General features: G+C 48.4%; 26 protein-coding genes. 25 read left to right on the top strand and 1 reads right to left on the bottom strand.

The genetic code is table 11. The features are described from left to right. The first annotated feature begins 225 nt into the window (after positions 1-225). The 22 genes from gspC to EDC56_RS08655 all read left to right on the top strand — a co-directional run bounded on the left by gspC (position 226) and on the right by EDC56_RS08655 (position 17,773). Positions 226-1,146 (top strand): type II secretion system protein GspC, encoded by a 921-nt coding sequence (gene gspC / locus EDC56_RS08760; RefSeq protein WP_162844132.1) that lies wholly within the window; start codon positions 226-228, stop codon positions 1,144-1,146. An 85-nt stretch (positions 1,147-1,231) separates the two neighbouring features. Beyond that, complete coding sequence (gene gspD, locus EDC56_RS08755; protein WP_162844131.1) at positions 1,232-3,208, top strand: type II secretion system secretin GspD; 1,977 nt, start codon at positions 1,232-1,234, stop codon at positions 3,206-3,208. Next, positions 3,201-4,736, top strand: a complete 1,536-nt coding sequence (gspE, locus tag EDC56_RS08750) for a type II secretion system ATPase GspE (protein ID WP_123712150.1) — start codon at positions 3,201-3,203, stop codon at positions 4,734-4,736. Before gspD ends, gspE begins: the two co-directional genes overlap by 8 nt. Before the next feature lie 6 nt (positions 4,737-4,742). Further along, on the top strand, positions 4,743-5,987 hold the full coding sequence (gene gspF, locus EDC56_RS08745; RefSeq protein ID WP_123712149.1) for a type II secretion system inner membrane protein GspF: 1,245 nt from the start codon (positions 4,743-4,745) through the stop codon (positions 5,985-5,987). Next, complete coding sequence (locus tag EDC56_RS08740) at positions 5,987-6,604, top strand: GspH/FimT family pseudopilin (protein ID WP_123712148.1); 618 nt, start codon at positions 5,987-5,989, stop codon at positions 6,602-6,604. Before gspF ends, EDC56_RS08740 begins: the two co-directional genes overlap by 1 nt. Further along, a complete protein-coding gene (gspI, locus tag EDC56_RS08735; RefSeq protein ID WP_162844130.1) occupies positions 6,591-7,007 on the top strand; it encodes a type II secretion system minor pseudopilin GspI in 417 nt (138 codons plus the stop codon). The genes EDC56_RS08740 and gspI overlap by 14 nt, the downstream gene beginning before the upstream one ends. Next, a complete protein-coding gene (gspJ, locus tag EDC56_RS08730) occupies positions 7,007-7,597 on the top strand; it encodes a type II secretion system minor pseudopilin GspJ (protein ID WP_123712146.1) in 591 nt (196 codons plus the stop codon). The genes gspI and gspJ overlap by 1 nt, the downstream gene beginning before the upstream one ends. Then, complete coding sequence (gene gspK / locus EDC56_RS08725; protein WP_123712145.1) at positions 7,584-8,546, top strand: type II secretion system minor pseudopilin GspK; 963 nt, start codon at positions 7,584-7,586, stop codon at positions 8,544-8,546. Before gspJ ends, gspK begins: the two co-directional genes overlap by 14 nt. A gap of 56 nt (positions 8,547-8,602) precedes the next feature. After that, positions 8,603-9,784: a type II secretion system protein GspL gene (gene gspL, locus EDC56_RS08720; protein ID WP_123712144.1), complete on the top strand. Its 1,182-nt coding sequence runs from the start codon at positions 8,603-8,605 to the stop codon at positions 9,782-9,784. Between the two features lie 2 nt (positions 9,785-9,786). Continuing rightward, positions 9,787-10,251 (top strand): type II secretion system protein GspM, encoded by a 465-nt coding sequence (gspM, locus tag EDC56_RS08715; protein ID WP_123712143.1) that lies wholly within the window; start codon positions 9,787-9,789, stop codon positions 10,249-10,251. A 496-nt stretch (positions 10,252-10,747) separates the two neighbouring features. Further along, positions 10,748-11,200 carry a hypothetical protein gene (locus EDC56_RS08710; protein ID WP_148059361.1) on the top strand — a complete coding sequence of 151 codons (453 nt, stop codon included), beginning with the start codon at positions 10,748-10,750 and terminating at the stop codon, positions 11,198-11,200. 79 nt (positions 11,201-11,279) lie between these two features. Next, a complete protein-coding gene (locus tag EDC56_RS08705; protein ID WP_123712141.1) occupies positions 11,280-11,645 on the top strand; it encodes a hypothetical protein in 366 nt (121 codons plus the stop codon). Positions 11,646-11,708: 63 nt separating this feature from the next. Next, entirely contained in the window at positions 11,709-12,164 is a 456-nt protein-coding gene (locus EDC56_RS08700; RefSeq protein WP_123712140.1) for a hypothetical protein, read from the top strand. Positions 12,165-12,642: 478 nt separating this feature from the next. After that, on the top strand, positions 12,643-12,987 hold the full coding sequence (locus EDC56_RS08695) for a hypothetical protein (protein ID WP_123712139.1): 345 nt from the start codon (positions 12,643-12,645) through the stop codon (positions 12,985-12,987). Between the two features lie 87 nt (positions 12,988-13,074). Then, the gene (locus EDC56_RS08690; protein WP_123712138.1) at positions 13,075-13,509 is read left to right on the top strand and encodes a hypothetical protein; all 435 of its coding nucleotides are present in this window, start codon (positions 13,075-13,077) and stop codon (positions 13,507-13,509) included. Between the two features lie 117 nt (positions 13,510-13,626). Then, positions 13,627-14,127, top strand: coding sequence for a GNAT family N-acetyltransferase (locus tag EDC56_RS08685; protein WP_123712858.1), 501 nt, complete (start codon positions 13,627-13,629; stop codon positions 14,125-14,127). Positions 14,128-14,197: 70 nt separating this feature from the next. Further along, positions 14,198-14,506 carry a hypothetical protein gene (locus EDC56_RS08680; protein ID WP_148059360.1) on the top strand — a complete coding sequence of 103 codons (309 nt, stop codon included), beginning with the start codon at positions 14,198-14,200 and terminating at the stop codon, positions 14,504-14,506. Between the two features lie 120 nt (positions 14,507-14,626). Beyond that, a complete protein-coding gene (locus tag EDC56_RS08675) occupies positions 14,627-14,956 on the top strand; it encodes a hypothetical protein (RefSeq protein ID WP_123712136.1) in 330 nt (109 codons plus the stop codon). Positions 14,957-15,223: 267 nt separating this feature from the next. After that, entirely contained in the window at positions 15,224-15,439 is a 216-nt protein-coding gene (locus EDC56_RS08670; RefSeq protein WP_123712135.1) for a hypothetical protein, read from the top strand. 41 nt (positions 15,440-15,480) lie between these two features. Next, a complete protein-coding gene (locus EDC56_RS08665) occupies positions 15,481-16,038 on the top strand; it encodes a VPLPA-CTERM sorting domain-containing protein (protein WP_211333622.1) in 558 nt (185 codons plus the stop codon). A 73-nt stretch (positions 16,039-16,111) separates the two neighbouring features. Beyond that, a complete protein-coding gene (locus EDC56_RS08660; protein WP_123712133.1) occupies positions 16,112-16,435 on the top strand; it encodes a low molecular weight protein tyrosine phosphatase family protein in 324 nt (107 codons plus the stop codon). Positions 16,436-16,924: 489 nt separating this feature from the next. Then, positions 16,925-17,773 (top strand): carbon-nitrogen hydrolase family protein, encoded by an 849-nt coding sequence (locus tag EDC56_RS08655; RefSeq protein WP_123712132.1) that lies wholly within the window; start codon positions 16,925-16,927, stop codon positions 17,771-17,773. A 94-nt stretch (positions 17,774-17,867) separates the two neighbouring features. Here the strand turns inward: EDC56_RS08655 and EDC56_RS08650 are convergent, their stop codons facing one another. Then, positions 17,868-18,164 carry an ArsR/SmtB family transcription factor gene (locus tag EDC56_RS08650; RefSeq protein ID WP_123712857.1) on the bottom strand — a complete coding sequence of 99 codons (297 nt, stop codon included), beginning with the start codon at positions 18,162-18,164 and terminating at the stop codon, positions 17,868-17,870. 106 nt (positions 18,165-18,270) lie between these two features. Between EDC56_RS08650 and EDC56_RS08645 the strand changes: the two genes are divergently transcribed. The 3 genes from EDC56_RS08645 (at position 18,271) to prfH (ending at position 20,902) form a co-directional block, all read left to right on the top strand. After that, positions 18,271-19,188, top strand: coding sequence for a permease (locus EDC56_RS08645; protein ID WP_245980672.1), 918 nt, complete (start codon positions 18,271-18,273; stop codon positions 19,186-19,188). Positions 19,189-19,424: 236 nt separating this feature from the next. Beyond that, positions 19,425-19,652 (top strand): hypothetical protein, encoded by a 228-nt coding sequence (locus tag EDC56_RS08640; RefSeq protein ID WP_123712131.1) that lies wholly within the window; start codon positions 19,425-19,427, stop codon positions 19,650-19,652. 575 nt (positions 19,653-20,227) lie between these two features. Beyond that, entirely contained in the window at positions 20,228-20,902 is a 675-nt protein-coding gene (gene prfH / locus EDC56_RS08635) for a peptide chain release factor H (RefSeq protein ID WP_123712130.1), read from the top strand. Positions 20,903-20,930: the final 28 nt, after the last annotated feature.

The raw sequence follows: 20,930 nt of genomic DNA, 5'->3' as shown, positions 1-20,930 counted from the left end.
GCCTCTTCAGCTTCGCTTTTATCAATCAATCGTATTACTATGAGAGCCAAGTCATTAGGCGAGGATCATGCGATGTCCCCCTTTTGTAGAACAATAATGATCGAGTCTTTGTCTGCGTCAGTTGAGCCTTCGGGGTTTAGGGCGTCATGTATCCAGCCTCGTTTTCGGTAAGAAATTAAGGCTGTGGTCCATTGATAGGCAGCGTGTGTTGGGAGAAGTATTTTGTTGAGTCGTGTTAAAGGCTTTTTTAACTTCGACAATAAAAGCTCGTTAGAGTTAGTGATTCGGCTGGCGGTGGTCATCGTTGCGGTGCTAGTTCTGCTGTATTCTCTTGTAACTCTAACGTGGCAGTTGTTGCTGGATGATGCCGATGAAGAGAGGCTTCCTACTACGGTAATTAACTCCCAGGGAAGTTCGCAGGCCGAGGCGTTTGATGCGAGTAAGATACGCTTACTCGATCTGTTCGGCGGCACTGCCGATGACAAAGCGCCTGAAGTCGCGAAGCCGGTGGAGAAAACGGCGGTGGTGACCAAGCTTAACTTAGTGCTGAGTGGCGTGATGATGTCGTCAAACCCAGATCACTCAGTGGCGATTATTAGCTATCAAAAAAAGCAGAAAAATTATCGCCCCGGAGCCAAACTTCCCGGTGGCGGTCAGGTGAAGTTGTTAGAGGTCTATCCTGATAAAGTAATTATCAGCAACGCAGGTCGAACAGAATCGCTATTGTTGTTTGGTAAAGACAGCGCCATGCTTTCCTCTGCACGAGCGCATGCACCGAAAGCGAGAGCAACAAAGCCGAGAGTCGATGACCGTCGCAAGGATAAAAACACCCAAAAGGTGTTGCAGGATATGCGTCAGCGGCTAAAAAATAGCCCCGCTTCTCTGATGAAGATTATTAATGCGCGTCCTTATAATAAGGATGGCGAGATGATTGGCTACCGTGTTTCCCCCGGCCGAGAGGCGGAAGCATTCTCCCAGTTGGGTTTTGAGCGTGGCGATGTGATTGTTGCGGTCAATGGTGAGGCTGTATCAGATCCGAGTAAATTAATGGAACTCTATAAATTAGCCGGTACTGCCGAACAGGTAAGCTTGTCGGTTTTACGGCAAGGTCAGACTATTGACTTGATGGTTGGTCTCGATGAATAAAATAAATAAACAAGGCTGCTCCTTTCTATTTAGGTCTAAGCCAGCAGTCAGATTGAATCAACAGCTCATAAAACAGGGTAATACTGTGAACCGATTTTCTTTGCGGGCATCGATAGGTGCTCTAGTAATTGCGGCGGCGATGTTACAGCCGGTGGTAGCAATGGCGGCACCGGCTGCCGGTGAAGAGCCAGCGACTTGGACCCTGAACTTTAATAATACCGATATTCAGGAATTGATTCATTTTGTCGCAGAGGCTTCCGGCAAGACCATTATTATTGACCCCAAGGTGAGTGGTAAGGTCAAGGTGATTTCGACTCGGCCGGTGGGAGCAGAAGAGCTTTACCAGTTATTTCTTTCGGTGCTACAGGTTCATGGTTATGTTGCCGTAGAGTCTGCAGGTGCGGTACGTATCGTGCCAGCTAAATCGGGGCGCAGTGAGGCTCTGCCGGTGGTGACAGCCCCAGGCAATACCCGTGACCTGGTGACGCATGTTATTCAGTTAGAAAATATCTCTGCGGCTAAGCTGGTGCCGGTATTGCGCCCGCTGGTGGCTCAGCAGTCCCATTTAGCGGCCTATGCGCCGAGCAACGCTATTATCATCGCCGATACGGCGGCGAATATTCAGCGTATTCGTAAAATCATTGCCAATATCGATCAGGCCGCAGTCGATCAGACGGATGTGGTGCAGCTAAATTATGCCTCGGCAGAAGAGACGGTGCGTATCGTTGAGCAGCTTGAGAAGGAGGGTGCGGCGAAGGGCGCAGCACAGGCTAATCGAGTGAAGCTGGTGGCGGATACGCGGACTAACAGCGTATTGATCAATGGCGATGAGATACAGCGTAACAGGGTTAAGGCGTTAGTTAGGCATCTCGACAGACCGTTGCAAACCAGTGGTAACGCACAGGTAGTGAACTTGCAGTATGCGACAGCGGCTGATGCGGCGGAAGTGCTTGGCAAGGTGATGGATAACATGGCGGGGATGATCTCGGCCAAGACCGGTGGCAAGAAAGGGCAGGCTGCCGCGGCCGCCTCCTCATCTACCGTGGTTGCCGATGAGGCGACAAACTCGCTGATTATTACCGCCGATGCTAGCAACATGGCCACCATTAACTCGCTTATCGAGAAGATCGATATTCGTCGTACTCAGCTGCTGGTTGAGGCGATCATCGTCGAGGTGAGAGACAAAGACTTGCAAGAGCTGGGTGTTGATTGGATCGCAGCGGGCGACAAAGGCTTTGGTAGTAGCATCGGCGGCGATGGTACGCTGATTGGCAGTATCGCAAAAGGCCTCGTCTCTGATAACCCGCAGGCAGAAGTGGGCCAGGCACTAGCTGGTAGCAAGGGCGGCACCTATGGCTGGGGTAACGACAAGTTCCTTGGTATTCTGCACGCGGTACAGACCGACTCGCACTACAACGTGCTATCGACACCGAGTCTGTTGACGCTGAATAATAAAGAGGCGTCTATAGAAATTACCCAGGAGGTCTCCATCCCTACCGGTAGTTATTCTAACGATGATGGTGATAACCCGTTTACCACTAACGAGCGTAAAGATGTTGGTCTTGTCCTCAAGTTGACGCCGCATATCAATGAGGATGCGGCGGTGATGATGGATCTGGAGCTGCAGAACGATAGCATTGCGGAAGTCAGCGTGAATACGAACGGCGACCCGACATTCCTTAAGCGTCATATCACCACCTCTGTACTTGCCGACGATGGCGGTATTATCGTACTGGGTGGACTTGTCCAAAATAAGGTGACAAATTCGCAGACGAAAGTACCGCTGCTCGGTGATATCCCCTTATTAGGCGCTCTATTCCGTAGCAATAGCGATGTCGTGGAAAAGACTAACCTGATGATTTTTATCAGGCCGCAGATTGTGCGCAAGACGGCGGATATTAATCGTGCGACGCAGGCACCGTATCTGAATATTCGCAATATGCAGGTGAAGGATCGCGATAACGGTCAAGCGGTTCCCGTGTTGCCGGAGTGGCAGGAGCAGATGAAACGCCTTGACGAGATTCGTGCTGCCGAGGCGGCGGCAGGAGCCTTGTATGAGTGAGACGCTCGAGAGCCTAGAAGTCGCGGAGGATGAGGCACTTGAGAGTGCCGCCGCGCCGCTGGAGCCGCGCTTACCGTTTGGCTTTGCCAGCCAGCATCAGCTGTTATTACATGTTGAAGAGGGCGAGTTAATACTTGCTTACCGCGATGCCCCGAGCCTACTGCTGTTGCGTGAGGTGCGTCGTTATTGTGGCCGTCCTTTCGCCCTGCGCGGTATGCCGCCGGAAACTTTTGCACCGTTGATGTCACAGCTCTACCAGAAGCGTGATGGTGAGGCGCAACAGGTCGCCGATGACCTCAACGATGATATTGATCTCTCGCAGTTGGCCGATGAAATCCCTCAGTCTGCTGACTTGATGGACGCTGAGGATGATGCCCCGGTCATTCGCTTGATCAACGCGATTCTCTCGCAGGCGGCACAGCAGAAAGCTTCGGATATTCATATTGAGACCTTCGAGGAAAACCTCGTCGTGCGTTTGCGTATCGACGGTGTGCTGCGCGAAATTCTGGCGCCGAGGCGACAGCTGGCACCACTGTTGGTTTCTCGCCTGAAGGTGATGGCGAATCTCGATATTGCCGAGAAGCGTATACCGCAAGATGGTCGCATCTCGGTGCGTATCGCCGGCCATGGCATCGACATTCGCATGTCGACGATTCCTTCCGCCCACGGTGAGCGAGTGGTATTGCGTCTGCTTGATAAGCAAGCGGGCCAGCTCAGCCTCAGCCAGATGAATATGGGCGAGCGAGTCACCAACGACCTGAAAGATTGTCTGCGCACGCCGCACGGTATCGTCTTGGTTACGGGGCCAACGGGCTCGGGTAAGACGACGACGCTCTATGCCGGTCTCAGCCATATTAACGACAGTAGCCGCAACATATTGACCATTGAAGACCCGGTGGAATACGTGCTCAAAGGCATCGGTCAGACGCAGGTTAATACGAAAGTCGATATGACTTTCTCACGGGGGCTGCGTGCCATTTTGCGTCAAGATCCCGACGTGGTGATGATCGGTGAGATTCGCGACGTGGAGACGGCAGAGATTGCCGTACAGGCCAGTTTGACCGGCCACTTGGTGTTATCCACACTGCACACGAATACCGCGATCGGCGCGGTCAGTCGCTTATTGGATATGGGGGTAGAGTCCTTCCTGTTGTCCTCGAGCTTGCTGGCGGTGATTGCTCAACGCCTGGTGCGAGTGCTCTGCGACGATTGTAAAGAGGCTTATTCGGCCGATAACCGTGAGCTTGAACTGCTTGGTTTGGCGCCTGATAGCGAGCAGACTTTATACCGCGCGGTGGGTTGTTCGAGTTGTAATCACGGTGGTTTCCAGGGCCGAACAGGCATCTATGAGCTGATTAAGATCGATGAGCAGATGCGACAACTGATCCATGACCGTGCCGGTGATATCGTCATGGAGCAGGCGGCGCGTGAGCGCTACGGCTCTATTTTTGACGACGGTCGGCGACGTATTCTTGCGGGTGATACCACCCTGGAAGAAGTATTGCGCGTGACGCGCACGGGCGGGTAAGCGACGATGGCGGCGTATAATTATCAGGCCCTCGATGCCGAGGGTAAAAAAGTTAAAGGTGTTCTCGAGGCGGATTCAGAGCGTCAGGTTCGTCTGCTATTGCGCGAGCAAAAGCTGAAACCGATGGTGGTTACCGAGGCGGGCAACAAGGGTAAGGCCCGTGTTGAAAAGGGTGATAAACCGTCCTTCATGCAGGGTAGCCGCCACGCTGCTGTAAAAATATCCAGCTCTGAATTGTGTCTGATCACCCGTCAGCTGGCTACTTTGGTACAGTCGAGCCTGCCCCTCGCCGAGGCGTTGCAGGCGGCGGCTCAGCAGTCGGTGAAACCGAAGGTGAAAGGTATGCTGCTCGATGTGCGTGGGCGCGTTCTCGAAGGCCACACCCTCGCTTACGGCATGGCGGAATTCCCCAAGGTTTTTGACGAGCTGTACTGTTCAATGGTGCGGGCGGGTGAGAGCGCCGGCTTTCTCGGCAAGGTGCTCGAGCAGTTGGCGGATTATACCGAGAGCAGTCATCACTCTCGACAACAGATGACGCAGGCGATGATGTACCCCTCGGTGTTGGTGGTATTCGCGCTGTGTGTGGTCGGTGGTTTGATGACCTTCGTGGTGCCGGATTTGATCGCCATCTTTGAGAACACGGAATCCGAGCTGCCGATTCTGACGCGTGGCTTGATTGCCTGCAGCGATTTCTTTTCGAACTGGGGACTGCTGACGTTTGCCATCATTGGCGGTCTTTTCTTCAGTTTTAAGATGCTGTTGCGCAAGCCTTCGCGGCTGTATCGTTGGCATCAGCTAAAGCTGCGTCTGCCGCTAATCGGCGGTGTTATACGCAGCAGCGATACCACCCGTTTTGCCTCCACGTTAAGTATCTTGATGGCCAGTGGCGTGCCGCTGTTACAGGGGCTTAAGATCGCCGGCGAGGTATTGACCAATCGAGTCTTACGTAAATCCTGTGCCGAGGTTGCCATGAAGGTGCAGGAGGGCGGCAGTTTAAGTCGTGCGCTGGCGTCGACCGAGCAATTTCCACCGATGATGGTGCATATGATTGCCAGTGGTGAGGCCAGCGGCGAATTGGAATCGATGTTAGAGCGCTGTGCGACAAACCAGGGGCGCGAGCTCGACGCCAAGCTGGGTACCTTGATGAGCGCCTTTGAACCGTTGATTGTGGTGTTGATGGGGGGAGCCGTACTGATGATTGTCATCGCGGTGTTGTTGCCGATCTTCGAAATGAACAACTTGGTGGGCTAGTGGCTAATCACCGCCGCCAGACAGGTTTTAGCCTGTTAGAAATCCTCATTGTCGTCGTTGTCGTGGCGATAGCGGGCGGCATGGTGATGTCGACGATTCCCAGCGGTATCACGCCGCAACAGCAGCTGAGTCAGAGCCGAGAGTTATCCTCCTACCTGCGTCTTCAGCGCGAGGTCGCGGTGATGACCGGCTATAGCTATGGCCTGCGCTTGACGGAGGAGGCGGTTGAAGACGAGATTGATGCGTACCGTTATCACGGCGAGTGGTTTGTGCTGGATGTGGAGAACGGCGATGTGTCTTGGCTGCCGTCTGAGCGGGTTAAGCCTTTTACTATCAAGCGAGGCTATCTATTGCGCCTTGCCATTGATGAGCAGCCGCTGGTGTTGCCGGATTATAATGCTGAGGCAGCGGAAGATCGAGACGATGGTGAAGAGCGAGATGAGGAGGTTAAAAGTGAAGATGGCCCGCAACTGCTGTTTCTCTCTAGCGGCGAGCTGAACGGCTTTACGATCGAATTGTGCCGAGACCCGAAGCAGCCCATCTGTCATCGTATCGAGGGCAGCTATCTGGGCCGTATTAGTTTAGAGGATGGGAGTGAAGAAGATGATGAGTCGTAGCTCCGTTAGACATTCTCAGCGCCGCAGCGGGCAACGCGGCTTTACTCTCATCGAAGTGATGGTGGCTTTGGCCATTGTGGCGATAGCGCTGCCGGCGCTATCGATCTCGGTACAGGGCCAGCTACAGGATACGCTACATCTAGAAAGCAAGACCTATGCGACTTGGGTCGCTTCCAATATCGCTGAGCAGATGCGTTATAACATGGCAAAGTCATCGCCAGAAATGCCCGAAGATGATAGCGGCGATACGGTGACGCTAGCTGGCCGCGAGTGGCGCTGGCATGTCGATATTGAGGAGACCGAGCGTGAAGGCTTTTTTGAGGCGGCGATCGGCGTGGCATTGAATGAGCCCGACGCCAACGACCTGGTGACGTTGCGCTACTACTTCAATGGGGCAAAGTGATGAGACGGCAGCAGGGCTTTACCTTAATCGAGGTGCTGGTCGCGATGGCAATCTCGGCGGTTATCGGTATGCTCTCTTACGCCGCGCTCAGCGGCAATATTACCTCCATGGATGTGGCGCAAAAGCATCAGCAACGGCTTGCTGATTTGCAGCTGTTTTACAACGTACTGTCCCGCGATATTCGTGAATTTATTCCCCGCCCTGTGCGCAGCTTAGACAGCACGGATCGTCTGCCAGCGCTGCAAACCGGGGTCGGTGAGCTGTATTGGCTATCGTTGACGCGGGGCGGCTGGCGTAACCCGCTGTCGCTGCCGCGCTCGGAGTTACAGCGTGTCGCCTATCGCTGGGAGGGGGACAAGATCTATCGTGGCCAGTGGTTGGTGTTGGACGGCATCAGTGACGAGAGTTATCGTGAATCGCCGATCATTGATGAGGTCAGCAATGTCGAAATTAATGTGTTTGACCAGCAGGGTAACGAGCACAGTGTCTGGCCGTTGAATAACGGCAGCTCGGCGGAGCCGCAGATGGTGGAGGTGATTGTCACCTTTAACGACCTGGACGAAGTGAGGCGAATCTATGCATTACGCTAAGCAACAGCTAGGGCAAGAGCGGCAGCGCGGCGTCGCGATGATCATGGCGATCCTGATCGTGGCGCTGATCACGGCGTTGGTGACGGCAGCGGGGCGAGAGTTTGTGCTGGGCTATAAACGTGCCTCCAACCACTTCAATCACGAGCAGGGTTATTATTACTTGCTGACCGCCGAAGACCTCGCTAAAGAGGGCTTGATAGAGGAGGAGGAGGTCAACCCCGACTACGATCAAGAGGCGCTGCTGCAGCAGAGCCCGATACATTATCCCTTAGAAGATGTAGAGGGCTGGGTCGAGGGCGAGGCGATCGATCTGCAGGGGAGGATTAATCTTAATACGCTGAAGAAAGAGGGTGAAGGTAACGGTAAGCACAGCCCGCAGCAAGCAGTGTTATCGAGGCTGTTACAAGAGATGAGCCTAGATCCTGTGATGGCTAACGATCTGGTCGACGCCATCACCGACTGGGTGGATGACGATCAGCTGGTGACGAGCCTGAGCGGTGGCGAAGATGACACCTATCAAGGGCGAACGCCGGCCTATTTTGCAGCCAATCAATCGATGCGGTCGCTGTCAGAATTGTTGCTGATCGAGGGCATGAATAAAGAGTTGTATCGCAAGCTGCGCCCCTACGTGACAGTCTGGGCCGATGGCGCGGAGATCAATATTAACTCCGCGGCACTGCCACTGATGATGGCGCTCACCGAACCGGCGTTAAGTGAGAGCGAGGCAGAAGAGCTTATCGAGGGCAGGCCCTATAGCGATATTGCAAAGTTTAAGGAGAGCTCGGCATTTACTGGGAAAAAGCTGGAAGTCGTATTAACGGTGAAAAGCGCACGCTACATGCTCAGTAGCGAGGTCGAAGTTTTCGGTAGTCGTCAGACCATGACTAGCGTGTTAGAGCGTAGCTCTGGCAAGGTAAAAGTATTAGCTCGCAGCTCGGGGCAGTTATAGCATGACAATGAAAAGATACTGCGATTGCATCAGCAGTACATCAATAGAAGGTAGCGATGGTGAGTGACACGATCATAGTAAAACAGCTAGCCGACGGCCGCTTTCAGTGGTGGGGCTACGGTGAAGGCTCGCTGACCGGTGAGGGTAGTCTCGATACGTTGGCTGGGTTAATCGGTAGTCGTGCGGTAACGCTGCTGGTGGATGGTTTTGAGGTGACTGTTGAGCGGGTGGAGTTTACCGCCCCCGAGCGACGCCACGTGCTAAAGACAGTCGATTATCTACTGGAAGAGCAGTTGATCGAGGATGTCGAGTCACTGCATATTGTGCACGCTGACTTGCAGGACACTAGCATCGTGTTAGGTGTCGTTAGCAGGCAATACTTCGCAGTACTGTTAGCACAATTTGAGGAGCACAATATTGCCTTGGCAGCGGTGCTACCGGAGCCGTTGGCATTGCCCTTCAGGGATCAGAGCCTGACACTCGCGGTCGATCAGTCCTGCTGTCAGTTACGCTACGGTGTTAACCTCGCCGCGACGGTCGATCGAAGTGTGGCCGTGTACTATCTGAGCCAACTACTTGAGCAGCAGTCCTATCACAGTATCGTCTGTTATGGCGAAGAAGATGATGCGCTATTGGCCGAGCTGGCGGCAGTCAGCGATGAGACCGATGACTGGCAGCAGCGACCGTTGAGTCAGCTGCGTGATGGTTTGCCGATGGCCAGTGAGTTGAATCTGTTACAGGGTGAGTACTCACCTAGCGTTGATTGGGCATCGATCTGGTCACGCTGGAAGTTACCGGCAGCGATTGCCGCCTGTGCCTTATTGGCCAACCTTGCCGTGGTTGGTAGTCAGATTAGCGCTGTTAACGGTAAGTTGGCAGCGCTAGATCAGCAAGAAGAGACGCTATTTAAGGAGGTCTTTCCTCGAGGGCGCTATACCGGTAGTGCACGCCGACGCTTTGAATCTGAGTTGAAGGGGGCAGGCGGTGGCAGTGGCCCGTTTGTGCCGTTATTGGCAACCATTGCAGAGCCGATCAGTAAGGATAAGACCGTCACCATTAAAAGTTTGAGCTACGAGGCGTCGAGCAGAGAGGTGAGCACCTCGATTGTGGCGGACAAGTTTTCACAGTTAGAAAAGCTGGTCGCTGAAGCGGAAGAGCGAGGCCTACAGGCGGAACTGCTCAGCAGTAACAACCGCGATGGCAAGGTCGCCGCCAGAATGAAATTTAAGGAGCTATAACCATGCAGCAATATTGGAAGTCGCTCGCAGTGCGCGAGCAATGGATGGCGTTGGGATGCTCCTTGTTTGTGCTGTTTGCCGTGCTCGCCTTTGGTGTCGTTAAGCCGTTATACAGCCATCTGGACAGTCAGCAAAACCGTTATCAGGCCGCGCTGAAAGATCAGCAGTGGTTGGCCAGCGCTGCCGAGCAAATTAAAAGCCAGCGCAAGGGCGGCAGTAAAACATCGACGGGCAGCATTAGCTCGATCGTCGACGGTACGTTGCCGAAATATAAGCTGAAGATGCAACGCTACCAGCCCAGTGGCCGCAACAAGGCGCAGCTGTGGTTCGAAGAGGTGCCGTTCAATCAGTTACTGGAATGGATGAATCACCTAGAGACAGAGCAAGGCCTGCGTATCGATGCCGTGTCGATTAATAACGAGCAGCGTAAGGGGTTTGTTAGTGCTCGCATTCGGTTGCAGCGGTAGTTGTTTGGTCGTCTAGAGGGGGGGGCAGATAAACATCACAGCCCCTTTTGCTTGCTTTCTATAAAGACTCAGCTTAAAAAATAATCAAAGCATTAAAAAATAACATCGCATCGCGATTGAGGATAAGCACGCCGAGTGGTTATTTCAAAAAAGGATTAAAAGCTAGGCAAAAATCTACTTTTGGCCGGCACAGCATATATCGGCCGAATTTACCCTGAAAACACCTTTGCCAGCAGTATCAATCTGTTAGAAATAGGCTCAAAAATACACCGACGGCGGATAAGTGATTGATAAAAAGACCATAAATATTGCGGTGTAGTTCTAATACATGCGCAAGTTGCGGTGTAATTCTGAGAGGTTTTTTATTGAGAGTAGATAAGCTTATGTTAATCATGTAGTTTATGGGTAACTAAAATAATTAACCCCAGAATTACACCGCAACTGTGATACACCGTAGGTTGCGGTGTATCACGCTGTTAGCTGTAATGGAAGTACCGTGAATAATCGACACATCGGATTAACAAATGGAATCATTACGTTGGTAACTTGGTCATCAATTGGAATGCTGCTAGCTTCTGAATGGTGGGGCGCATTACCTGTAATGTTATTTGTTTTAGTTCCTATTTCAGCCTTGGTATCTTACCGTTCTTCTGTTCTCGCTAAGTCTTTAATTGAGGGTAAGGCAACGGTCAAACTGTACGCAATTGATGGCTTTAAATGGGCATTTATAGCGGCCGTCATATTTTGGCTTTGGAGTATATCTTCCGAAGTTATGGCTGCAGGTGGTCCGCTACTTGGCGCTAATTGGTGGCAAGTAATGAAGTACATTTTTACAATTTCACTTCCAGCAAGCTTGGTAGTTGGTTTAATTGGTAGTGTGCATGGTGTTGTATTCTTTTATTTTAATAGGTGGCAAATTACAGCTAACAAACAAATCAACGCGGACTAATAAAGCTTGGCTTGGTTCGCTGCGCTCACAATTTTAGCCAAGCTTTATTAGCCCGTTATTTGGGCGTTAAGTTTCGATTATGGATAGAAGCACGTTCTCAATAATCGGCGATCGCTACTTGGATACGCAACACGATGACACGTACATTGAAAGCCTTGAGTCCGAACTAAGGCATAGAGGTGTAACTGGGTTTTATCGCTGGTTTTTAGAGTACATTGCCGCATCAAGTCTATGGTGGAATATTCTCTGGTGGGATTGGTGCGATCTAAACGAGAAAGACATCAAAGTAGGTTGGGTTCAAAATCTAGTAGTCTTCGGTTTGTCGGCTCTAGTATTAACCTTTATATTCAATCTATACGTAGGTTTTGTGGTATTTTTAGCCCTACATTTTTTAACAACATGGTTAGGTTTTTGGCTTCGTGCAGGTACAAAACTTAACAAGTAAAGGCAGCGTCGCCCTACGGGCTGGACGCGCTAACGCGCGCCGCTGCTTTAGGCGTTATATGCAATGATGAAATTACATTTACTAATCGCTATTTTATTAGTCTTACCTCTCAGGGTGATTGGCTGCCCACTAGAGGGGTATTGGAAATCTGACGAAGAAAAGACTCTTGCCAGTTTCCGCCAAGCCAAGGATGTTACACCGAAGCAGATGGAGGTATTTGAAAACAACTTCTTCGGTAAGCTCTTCATGCATATCGAGTGCAGAAAATTCACTTCGGTCATGGATGATTGGATAGAAATCAGTAGTTATGAACTTGTGTCATCTTCAAGTAAGTCTGTAATTATCAGATATACCTCGGAACTTGAGGGAGAAGTAGTTCGTGAAGCAAAAATAGAGGGTAATTGTTACTCTCTCGAAATTAATGGGGGGCAGTTCAAAGAATATTTCTGCCCAGTCAGTGCTAAAGCATATAACAAGGCCATCAAATTCGCGCAGCAAGCTGCGCCGGACGGCCAATAAATTGGCAGCCGTTTATGGCGGCGTTAGGGTTTAAGCATGGCCTATGTAATCATAACGATACCTTTTGGCTTCTTAGCTTATTGGCTTTGTCTGCTGCGTTGGTTCATGAAAACGTGGAAAGAACGGAAGTCTGCATATATTCATACTTCAATTATAGTGGGTATCACATTTATATTTGGAGTCGCTTTTTTAATAGATTTTTCCAATGGAGTTATTGTATCAGGGGACCCAAAAATTCTACGAACTCTTGGTTTTTTTATTGGCTCAATGCTTGGTTTTTTATCTCATATTCCATTTACAAGAAAACTAATTTGAATATGTTCTTCTCTACAAATCAAAGCCCTAACAAGGCCAAGAAACATCGTTCGCTGGGCTCTCTGGACAGCCTTGCGCTTGCGCCTTTTGTGCATGGCTTCGCCATTTTTGCACAAAATTCACAATCACAATTCTGCCGTTGTTGGCGGCGTTAGGCATCAAAATGAATTGGAACTTACTTAAGAAAGTCTCGGCAATATTTCTTGTTGCTCTTATAGTGGCTGTGGGAGCTAATATTTTTATCTTTTTAGCAGTAGAGTATGGGCGAAAGGGCACCGAGTTTGTGGGGTGTTATGCATACGATGCAATGCTTGTTGGCTTCAAATGCAAAGGTTTCACTGGTAGCTCGGTGGTTACTGCATGGCTAAATTGGCCATTGTGGTTGGTGTTTACACCAATGTTTGCTTTATTTAGTCTTAGGGCATTTCTGATGGCTATTTTAGTTTGGGCACCCTTGGTGGTCTTTGTAGTTTCAGTAATCAAATTACGCAGACAGGAAAATGCATAACAAGTCAATCAATGTCGCCTCACGGCTGGACCTCCGCACTGCGTGCTTCGGCCCATTACTGAGGCGTTATGTGCCAATGAGTATCGAATGAAATCTGACTATCAAATATGGAATAACCTTCATGACGGAGGCCTAGAAGATATCCAAGGTGATGTTCCGGGAGATATAAGCATTACTGTAGATATTGCTTATCTAGCAAATAAGTTACCGGGTAACCATGAGACAATTTCAGTTCTTTTGAAAAACTGCACATTATTTGAGTATGAGCGTTACTGGACCAAAGATGAAACTCAATATTATTCATCAATAGAAGAACTGAGAGATATCGAACCTGGATTAGAGGCTCTCTCAGCTGAAGAGCAAGATGGAGTCTTAAGTATAATCGATATATGCGGAACGATTAGAACGAGATACGATGTTGCCCAACTGTTTTTGCAAGATGGTAGGCAGATTAGCTTCGAGGATCTCAATAATGCATCAAGAGAGTATTGGGACAACTTTGGCGCTAAATCAAGCACATAACAAGTGCCTGCAATCTGACCTCCGGTCACTGTCACCTTTTGTGCAAAAAAACGCACAAAAGGCGCCAGTAACCTCCGACAGCTGAGGCGGGCGTTATACGCGATGAGGAATCAAAAATTGTACTCGATTAAAAGAGCGATCTTTCCGACGGATTTAAAGGATGTTCTTTGTCTGTATAGAGAATATATTTCTAGTACCAAGGAAGATCTCGGCTTTCAAAATAATGAGAAAGATTTTTTATCTATTGCAGAGCAGTATGAGGGGGCGTCTTCCCAAATATTTTTAGCTTCTGACTCAGAAAGGGTGCTAGGCTGCGCAGCTTTTCGTCGATATGACGACGATTGCTGTGAAATGAAACGTGTATATGTTTGCCCCCAAGCTAGAGGAATAAAGCTAGGCGAAGCTCTAGTCCGGAGGATTTTATTGGAGGCAAAAACTGTTGGGTATAAGAAAATGTGCTTGGATGTTCTACCGGAGTTTAAAGCGGCATATAAGCTGTATAAAAACATGGGTTTTGACGAACATGAGCCAATTACAAGTAATCCAGTGCAGGGCACGAAATACCTAGCAATAAACTTAGAGGCGTATAACAAGGCCAGTCACAATCAGCCGCAATAAAGCGCGGCTTGGACTCGCCACACTACGTTCGGCTCGCCTGTGCTGGCGGCGTTAAATGTAAGGAAATAATTTGAGTGATCTGAAAGGAAATGTAGATTACCTAAAAAGAAGATTCAGAATAGGTGGGCTTTTTGTAATAGCAGGACTGATTGGCTTATCTAGTGAAATGTCCGACGGTTACAATATTGTTTTCTCTATTTTAGCTAGTTTTGGTGCTTTTCTTTATGGTAATGCAGTACATAAAACCGAGCTAAGTGTGAATAACAAGTTGGGCGGGTATCCATCAAAAGAAGATGCTCCATTTTATCATTATATAGAATTAATTACTGGCTATGCGGGGTCATTGTTTTTCATATGGGTAGCAGTACAGTTCATTTAACAAGCGCAAGCACAACAGGACTGCCAACTGCTCGCGCCTTTTGCATGCCTTCGGCATGTTAATGCAAAAGCCACAAACAATTGTCAGCCCTTGTTGCGGGCGTTAGCTTTCAAGGATAGTATGCAGTCAAATTTAACTCTCGATGAAGTAAATCAAGAATTAGCGGAAGCTGATGTTGCAATTAGCGATTCTGAATTTGAAACATTGAAAACGTGGGTTAAGTGTAAAATTGAACCTTTTAAATGGAAACAGGAGCAATACGACTTTGAACATGAATTTTGGGTTGTTGCTATTTTAAATGGCAGTTGCCTCTACTTTAACTTCGTTGAAGAAGGCTGGGGTTGGGGTAAATTCAGAGAAAATGGTTCCATTGTAAAATATCACTGGGAACAAGAAGAACTAGGTGAGGCTTTTATCTGGCGTTACAAAGATCAAGTAACTGAAAGCTAACAAGTTACTCAAAAGGACGAAAAACGCTTGGCTTGCGCTCCTTCGTCGCGAATTTTAGCCAAGCATTTATGCGCCCATTAGTAAGGCGTTATAGCGCTAAAAACTCACTCTCTAATCATACTCACACCAGTCTCTCTCCCAACGCCCACCACCTCTTCTAATCGTCGCAAATCTTTACAGCTATCAGCCACTTGTAACTTTTCATCCAACCATAAGTAATGTACTGTACCCCTCAAATAATTAACGACACGGCTTAGCGGCAGTTGCATGGACTTACTTCACAACTTCCAACGGTGTACCAAGCCTGGCTATAGCAAGGCCAAGCAGTATCGCCAGGAAAGCTGGCTGGACAGCCTCTGTGTCGGGCGTTATAGGGTGCTGGCTGTCAGCATGCTATATCTCGGTAATATTCTACATTATCTCTTGTACAGTCGAGTTGCTTTACACAGTCAATTTGACAATGTGATTGAAACGATAGAATAGTTACTAACATATGAAAATAACAATACATGGAGTACTTTATTTTGCCTAACAAATCCTTGGTCTTAGCCTTATTACTTACCATCAACTATTCCTCTAATGCAGTCTCACTTATTTATGATGAGGAGATTGATGGTGATCTTAGTTCATCTCAAACGCTAGAAATGGGTGTCGGCGCCAATATCGTCAGTGGCACTTTGGGTTGTACTATTACTGGTGATTGTGATTTTGATTTGTTCAGTATTTCATTCGCAGAAATAGTGCTGATTGAATCGATTGAATTGTCGTTGGTTGATCTGTCCGGTGGTGGTAACTTTCCTGGTTATTTTCGATACTCACAGGGAGGTTATGACGATTATATCTTCTCCAACACTAATGAAGGTGGCTATTTTTTCCTGCCAATAAAATTAGAAACAGATCAACTCGGCTTCATTGGATTTAATGCACTAGCTTCTGGAGGGACTGGATTCAATGGTTCAATTAATGATTACACTATAGCTATAAACGTCTCGCAGGTACCTCTTCCTACGGCAGCATGGTTGCTTGGTTCCGCTTTGTTAGGGTTGGCAGGAGTAAAACGAAATAAGCAATCGTCAATATAGGCTTATCTATGGCTCCAAATTAAGGGGGGGGTACCCACCCATTATAAAGGTGTTCTGCTTTCTTGGAGTATAAATGACTAAGGTGCTATTCCTGTGCAGCAAGAATAAACTCAGAAGTCCAACCGCTGAGTCGATATTCAGTAACGTAGAGGGCTGGGAGGTTTATTCTGCTGGAATCAGTAATGACGCAGAAGTACATGTGAGCCTCGAAGATATCGAATGGGCTGATTATATATTCGTCATGGAAAAAGCACATAAAAAGAAACTTTCCAGTAAATTTGCCTCGGCAATAAATAGTCAGCCTGTCATATCACTGGATATCCCTGATAGCTATGAGTATATGAACAAAGAACTGATTAAAATGCTTAAAGATAAGGTTCCGAGTCTTGTGCGCTAGTCGATACAGAACAAGTTTAGGCAGTTGAAAAAGCTACTGCGTCTTCGGCTTTGTAATTTTCCGCATTTTAAATATGCGGTATAACTAAAACGCAAATAACAAAGCCAATCAGCGTTGGCCCAAAAAGTCCGCTAGCTAGACCTCGCTACGCACAGCGACTACTGCTGGCGTTAACTATACAAGGAGATGTGTGAATCGTTTTATAATCATTGTTTTGAGGTTAACCTCAGGATCAGTGCTAGCATCAGGATCTTCAATTATAGAACCTTATAGAATCATCAGCAGATGAGTCAAAGGCAAGAATAAATACGCCCTTTGTGAACCCCGGTGGGCTGAAGGCTTACAAAAGCAGCAAAAGCAGTCCACAGAGCTTAAGGCCACGATAGCGTAGCTATCAGTAAAGGTGTATAACGGTTTGATAATAATGTGCAAGCAATACCTGCCTGCTGTTAGGAAACTGTTAATCAGTCGTGAAGAAGGGGGCAAGTAGTGCAGCTTAGTCTATTACAGTGTCAAAGCGGCCGTGATGTGTCGGCGAATCTAGCGTATATCGAGTCGCAGCTGGAGCTGCTGCCACGCACTGCCGGAGAGCCACAACTGGTCGTGCTGCCTGAGTGTTGCTTGCTTTTTGGAGGTCATGAAAGTCAGCAGCTTGAGTATGCTGGAGAGCCAGGCGGCGAATCCACCGTGCTTAAAGAGGCTATGTCGACGCTGGCTGCACGCTATGATATCTATTTAGTCGCGGGGACTATTCCCGTCTGTGCCACGGATGGACGTGTCTATAGTCGCACTTACCTGTTCGATAATAAGGGGCACACGCTAGGGGACTATGACAAGCTACACCTGTTCGATGTGGATGTGGCGGATGGCACGAAAGTGTATAGGGAGAGTGATACTTTCTGCCCGGGAGAGAAAATTACCGTGATCGACACGCCGTTTGGCAAGCTAGGTTTAGCGATTTGCTATGACCTTAGGTTTCCGGACCTGTTTAGAGCGATGCGTCTGGCGGGGGCTGAGTTGATTGCGCTACCGGCTGCCTTTACCAAGGTGACAGGGGAGGCGCATTGGCAGCCGTTGATTCAGGCGAGAGCGATTGAGACCCAGTGTTTTATTTTGGCGGCAGGACAGTGGGGGGCTCATAATCAAGGGGGGCGAGAGACCTGGGGACAGAGCATGATCGTAGACCCCTGGGGCAGGATTCAAGCGCAAAAAGAACAGGGCTGTGGTTGGGTTCAGGTAACGTTGGATAAGAGTGAGCAGGAAAAGATACGGCAACAGATCCCTGTCTTAGCGCACAATCGATTTTCGATGCCTGAGTTACGAAACAGTAGCGACTGATTCATTGCGCTGCCCATTATTATCGGCTCGCCTACATTCTTCATAAAGGCTGACAGTTAACGGCGGGCTTGCCAACCAGTGGCTGCTGAATACGCTATTGGTTATCTTCGTCAGCGCAGCACTCATCTTGAAGAAAGCTGATGACAGCTTGCAACTGCTCGTATTCGGCAATGCAGTATAACGTCCTGCTCTCGCGTCGCTGAGAAATCAAGCCAGCCGATACTAGACTAGAGATGTGATGAGATAGGGTTGAGCCTGGAATATCGAGCTTTTCTTGTATACCTCCTACTGCAATCCCTTGATGCCCCGCCCGAATAACTCGCTTATAAATACTTAGTCGGGTGGGGTGGCCCAGTTCTTTGAATGCTTTAGCGATAATTTCGATAGTCATTTGATCACCTGAAAAACAATAATTCGACATTACTAGAAATAACTTGATATGACCAGCGGTCTTTTATATAGTTCGACCATTCTAGAAATATGGATAGGTGGTGGTCGTGCTAAATATTGATATCAGTATGTTACAAGACAGCTTAACAATGTTTGCCTTTCTTGCGCTGGAGCTTACGCTTTTATTCCTTGTCATCAGTTACATAGTGGGCGTGTTACAGGAATATATCCCACCGGAAAGAATACAGAGCATATTGAGTGGTAAGGGAGGCAAGGGGTACTTGATCGCGGCTTTTTTAGGGGCGATCACCCCTTTCTGCTCTTGCTCGACAATCCCCTTCCTCAAAGGATTGCTAAGGGCAAAGGCTGGCTTTGGCACCATGATGGTCTTCCTATTTGCTAGCCCCCTGCTCAACCCCATTATTATCGGTTTATTTGCGGTAACCTTTGGTCTGCCTGTCACCGCGTTTTACTTCACCATTGCCATGGGAGTGTCAGTCATTGCCGGCTACTCGTTAGAAAAGCTGGGCTTTGAGAGGTATGTTAAGGCAGAGGCCTATATCGAGCCGGCGTCAAAAGGCTGTGGATCATCCTGTGAAGGCAGCAAGGTGGCCGTTAGCCGATGGCAGCGAGTGTGGAATACAACTTGGGCTGACTTTAAAAAAGTCCTGCCTTACCTCATCGGTGGTATTGCCATCGGCTCGCTGATTTATGGCTTTATGCCAACAAGTCTTGTCGTGAGCCTTGCCAATGAAGACAACCCGTTTGCAATCCCGATCGCGGCTGTTATCGGCATCCCTTTGTATATTCGAGCAGAAGCCGTCATCCCGCTAAGTGCAGCATTGGCCGCTAAAGGCATGGGGCTTGGTGCCGTGATGGCTTTGATCATTGGTAGCGCGGGAGCGAGTTTGACAGAGGTTATTTTGCTGAAGTCTATATTTAAAAATACGATGATTATCGCGTTTTTAATCGTCATTCTTTCAATGGCGATGAGCGCCGGCTACTTGTACGCTATTTTATTTTGATCAATTCAGCAGTTGATATAGGTAGCCCTCTATTTTTGTCGCGTATATTCAACCTATTTTGGCGGCAAGATATAAACTCTGCACGATCAGTATTATATTACCGTGAGATGATATATCGTGAATTTGCTGTAGCAAGATTACGTCAAGGAGGATGCCGGAAAATAGCGCTTAAAAGCGTTTTCGGTGTAGATGAATCTTAAATTTTTTTACCATAACGTAACTAAGGAAGCAATATAATGTGGAAGGAAGTCAATCAATATTCGTTAAATTGGCGAGCAGAGCAAAACTCCGGGATTATCTGGTTAAAGCTGGCCGATGGGACGGACGTCAGCATCGAACCTGATTCTATTGAGGAATTAGCGGCGCTGGGTGATATTCTGCGAAACGAAAAGCCTATTCATTATAATACTGATAACCGTGACCTTTCGACGAGTTGGGAGCTTGTTGGTGAAGGTGAGAGCTAGCGGTAGTTGAGCTAGTCTCGATGCCCACCGCCAATTCGTCGTTATCGTTACGCTGTACTAGTCTGGTCATTATAAATAATAAGATGTAAGCGTTATTAGTGACATTATGCTTGAGGGCGATTGATGCGATGGTGGGTAGCATGATGAAAATGGTTTGTAGTGGCTAAATAATATAATAAAGAAATAGACAGCTAGAAGATTTTAAATTAATTAAGATGCGGATTGTCAGGATGGGTAGTTGGTAAGATAGATGATTCATCTGTTTTTTATTTTAGTGTTGACATGAAGAGTGATGAGCGTAAAATCCCGCAATATTCCATGAACTAGCTTAAAGAGAGGTTGAGAAAATGACATATACAGACGAGGTGAAAAAATAACCTTTCAAGTTCTAACTAACATAGGGCTTGAAAGTAGATAACTTTCAAGCCGGTTTAAAACCCTGGCTAATCGTGTCTTTCTGACCAAGTTATCTGGGGTTTTTTTTCGCCTGCAATTTCCTAAAAAAATATTTGTCTAATACGGCAGGGCTATCGCTTTGCCTGAAGAAAGTGAATTTATAAATAAACAGGTGAGATATGACTAGTTGTTGGTTACAGCTAACAGCAGGGCAAGGGCCAAAGGAGTGTGGTTGGGTTGTTGCTCAACTGTGCCGGGTCATGAGTGTGGCGGCGCAACAGCAGCGCTTGTCATTTGATGTCGTTGAGAGCATGGCTTACGACAAGGTGTTACGTCAGCAAGACTTGATCGTACCGGACGCCTTTCGCTCAATATTAGTGCGAGTGGAAGGCGATGGTGCTCAATCGTTTGTGCGTGATTGGCAGGGGGTGATCAAATGGCAAGGAGAGAGCCATTATCGACGACAGCACAAACGAATGAATTGGTATGTGGCAGTGTTGGAGCTCGATGTGGCGGGTAACAAAGTGATTGAGATGGAAGCCCTGAAACGAGAGGTCTCAATTCAAACAATGCGCTCCACGGGCCCAGGTGGGCAACATGTTAATAAGACCAGCAGTGCCGTTCGTGTTACGCATCGGCCGACAGGATTGCAGATCAGGGTTGAGTCAGATAGGTCTCAGCATCGAAACAAGAAACTAGCGTTGGAGAGGTTACAAATATTGTTGATGGAAGGTATCAGCAATGAGCAGCAGATGAAAAACAAACAGCGTTGGCTATCCCATTATCAGGTACAGCGAGGCAAACCAAAGCGTCGCTTTCACGGACCGAATTTTGAAGAGTGTCGAGGTGCGTGATGAGAGGGGACAAGTTGTGCTGGCTAAT

The sequence above is a fragment of the Sinobacterium caligoides genome (assembly GCF_003752585.1).
Taxonomy (GTDB): domain Bacteria; phylum Pseudomonadota; class Gammaproteobacteria; order Pseudomonadales; family Sinobacteriaceae; genus Sinobacterium; species Sinobacterium caligoides.
The sequence above is the reverse complement of the archived record's forward strand: the minus strand, read 5'-3'. Positions and strand labels throughout refer to the sequence as shown.

Excerpts from the sequence above, each read along its gene's own strand:
- gspE (WP_123712150.1), top strand. The coding sequence starts at position 3,201 with ATGAGTGAGACGCTCGAGAGCCTAGAAGTCGCGGAGGATGAGGCACTT.
- gspF (WP_123712149.1), top strand. The coding sequence starts at position 4,743 with ATGGCGGCGTATAATTATCAGGCCCTCGATGCCGAGGGTAAAAAAGTT.
- gspI (WP_162844130.1), top strand. The coding sequence starts at position 6,591 with ATGATGAGTCGTAGCTCCGTTAGACATTCTCAGCGCCGCAGCGGGCAA.
- gspJ (WP_123712146.1), top strand. The coding sequence starts at position 7,007 with ATGAGACGGCAGCAGGGCTTTACCTTAATCGAGGTGCTGGTCGCGATG.
- gspK (WP_123712145.1), top strand. The coding sequence starts at position 7,584 with ATGCATTACGCTAAGCAACAGCTAGGGCAAGAGCGGCAGCGCGGCGTC.
- gspL (WP_123712144.1), top strand. The coding sequence starts at position 8,603 with ATGGTGAGTGACACGATCATAGTAAAACAGCTAGCCGACGGCCGCTTT.
- gspM (WP_123712143.1), top strand. The coding sequence starts at position 9,787 with ATGCAGCAATATTGGAAGTCGCTCGCAGTGCGCGAGCAATGGATGGCG.
- EDC56_RS08705 (WP_123712141.1), top strand. The coding sequence starts at position 11,280 with ATGGATAGAAGCACGTTCTCAATAATCGGCGATCGCTACTTGGATACG.
- EDC56_RS08700 (WP_123712140.1), top strand. The coding sequence starts at position 11,709 with ATGATGAAATTACATTTACTAATCGCTATTTTATTAGTCTTACCTCTC.
- EDC56_RS08695 (WP_123712139.1), top strand. The coding sequence starts at position 12,643 with ATGAATTGGAACTTACTTAAGAAAGTCTCGGCAATATTTCTTGTTGCT.
- EDC56_RS08690 (WP_123712138.1), top strand. The coding sequence starts at position 13,075 with ATGAAATCTGACTATCAAATATGGAATAACCTTCATGACGGAGGCCTA.
- EDC56_RS08675 (WP_123712136.1), top strand. The coding sequence starts at position 14,627 with ATGCAGTCAAATTTAACTCTCGATGAAGTAAATCAAGAATTAGCGGAA.
- EDC56_RS08670 (WP_123712135.1), top strand. The coding sequence starts at position 15,224 with ATGGACTTACTTCACAACTTCCAACGGTGTACCAAGCCTGGCTATAGC.
- EDC56_RS08660 (WP_123712133.1), top strand. The coding sequence starts at position 16,112 with ATGACTAAGGTGCTATTCCTGTGCAGCAAGAATAAACTCAGAAGTCCA.
- EDC56_RS08650 (WP_123712857.1), bottom strand. The coding sequence starts at position 18,164 with ATGACTATCGAAATTATCGCTAAAGCATTCAAAGAACTGGGCCACCCC.
- EDC56_RS08640 (WP_123712131.1), top strand. The coding sequence starts at position 19,425 with ATGTGGAAGGAAGTCAATCAATATTCGTTAAATTGGCGAGCAGAGCAA.
- prfH (WP_123712130.1), top strand. The coding sequence starts at position 20,228 with ATGACTAGTTGTTGGTTACAGCTAACAGCAGGGCAAGGGCCAAAGGAG.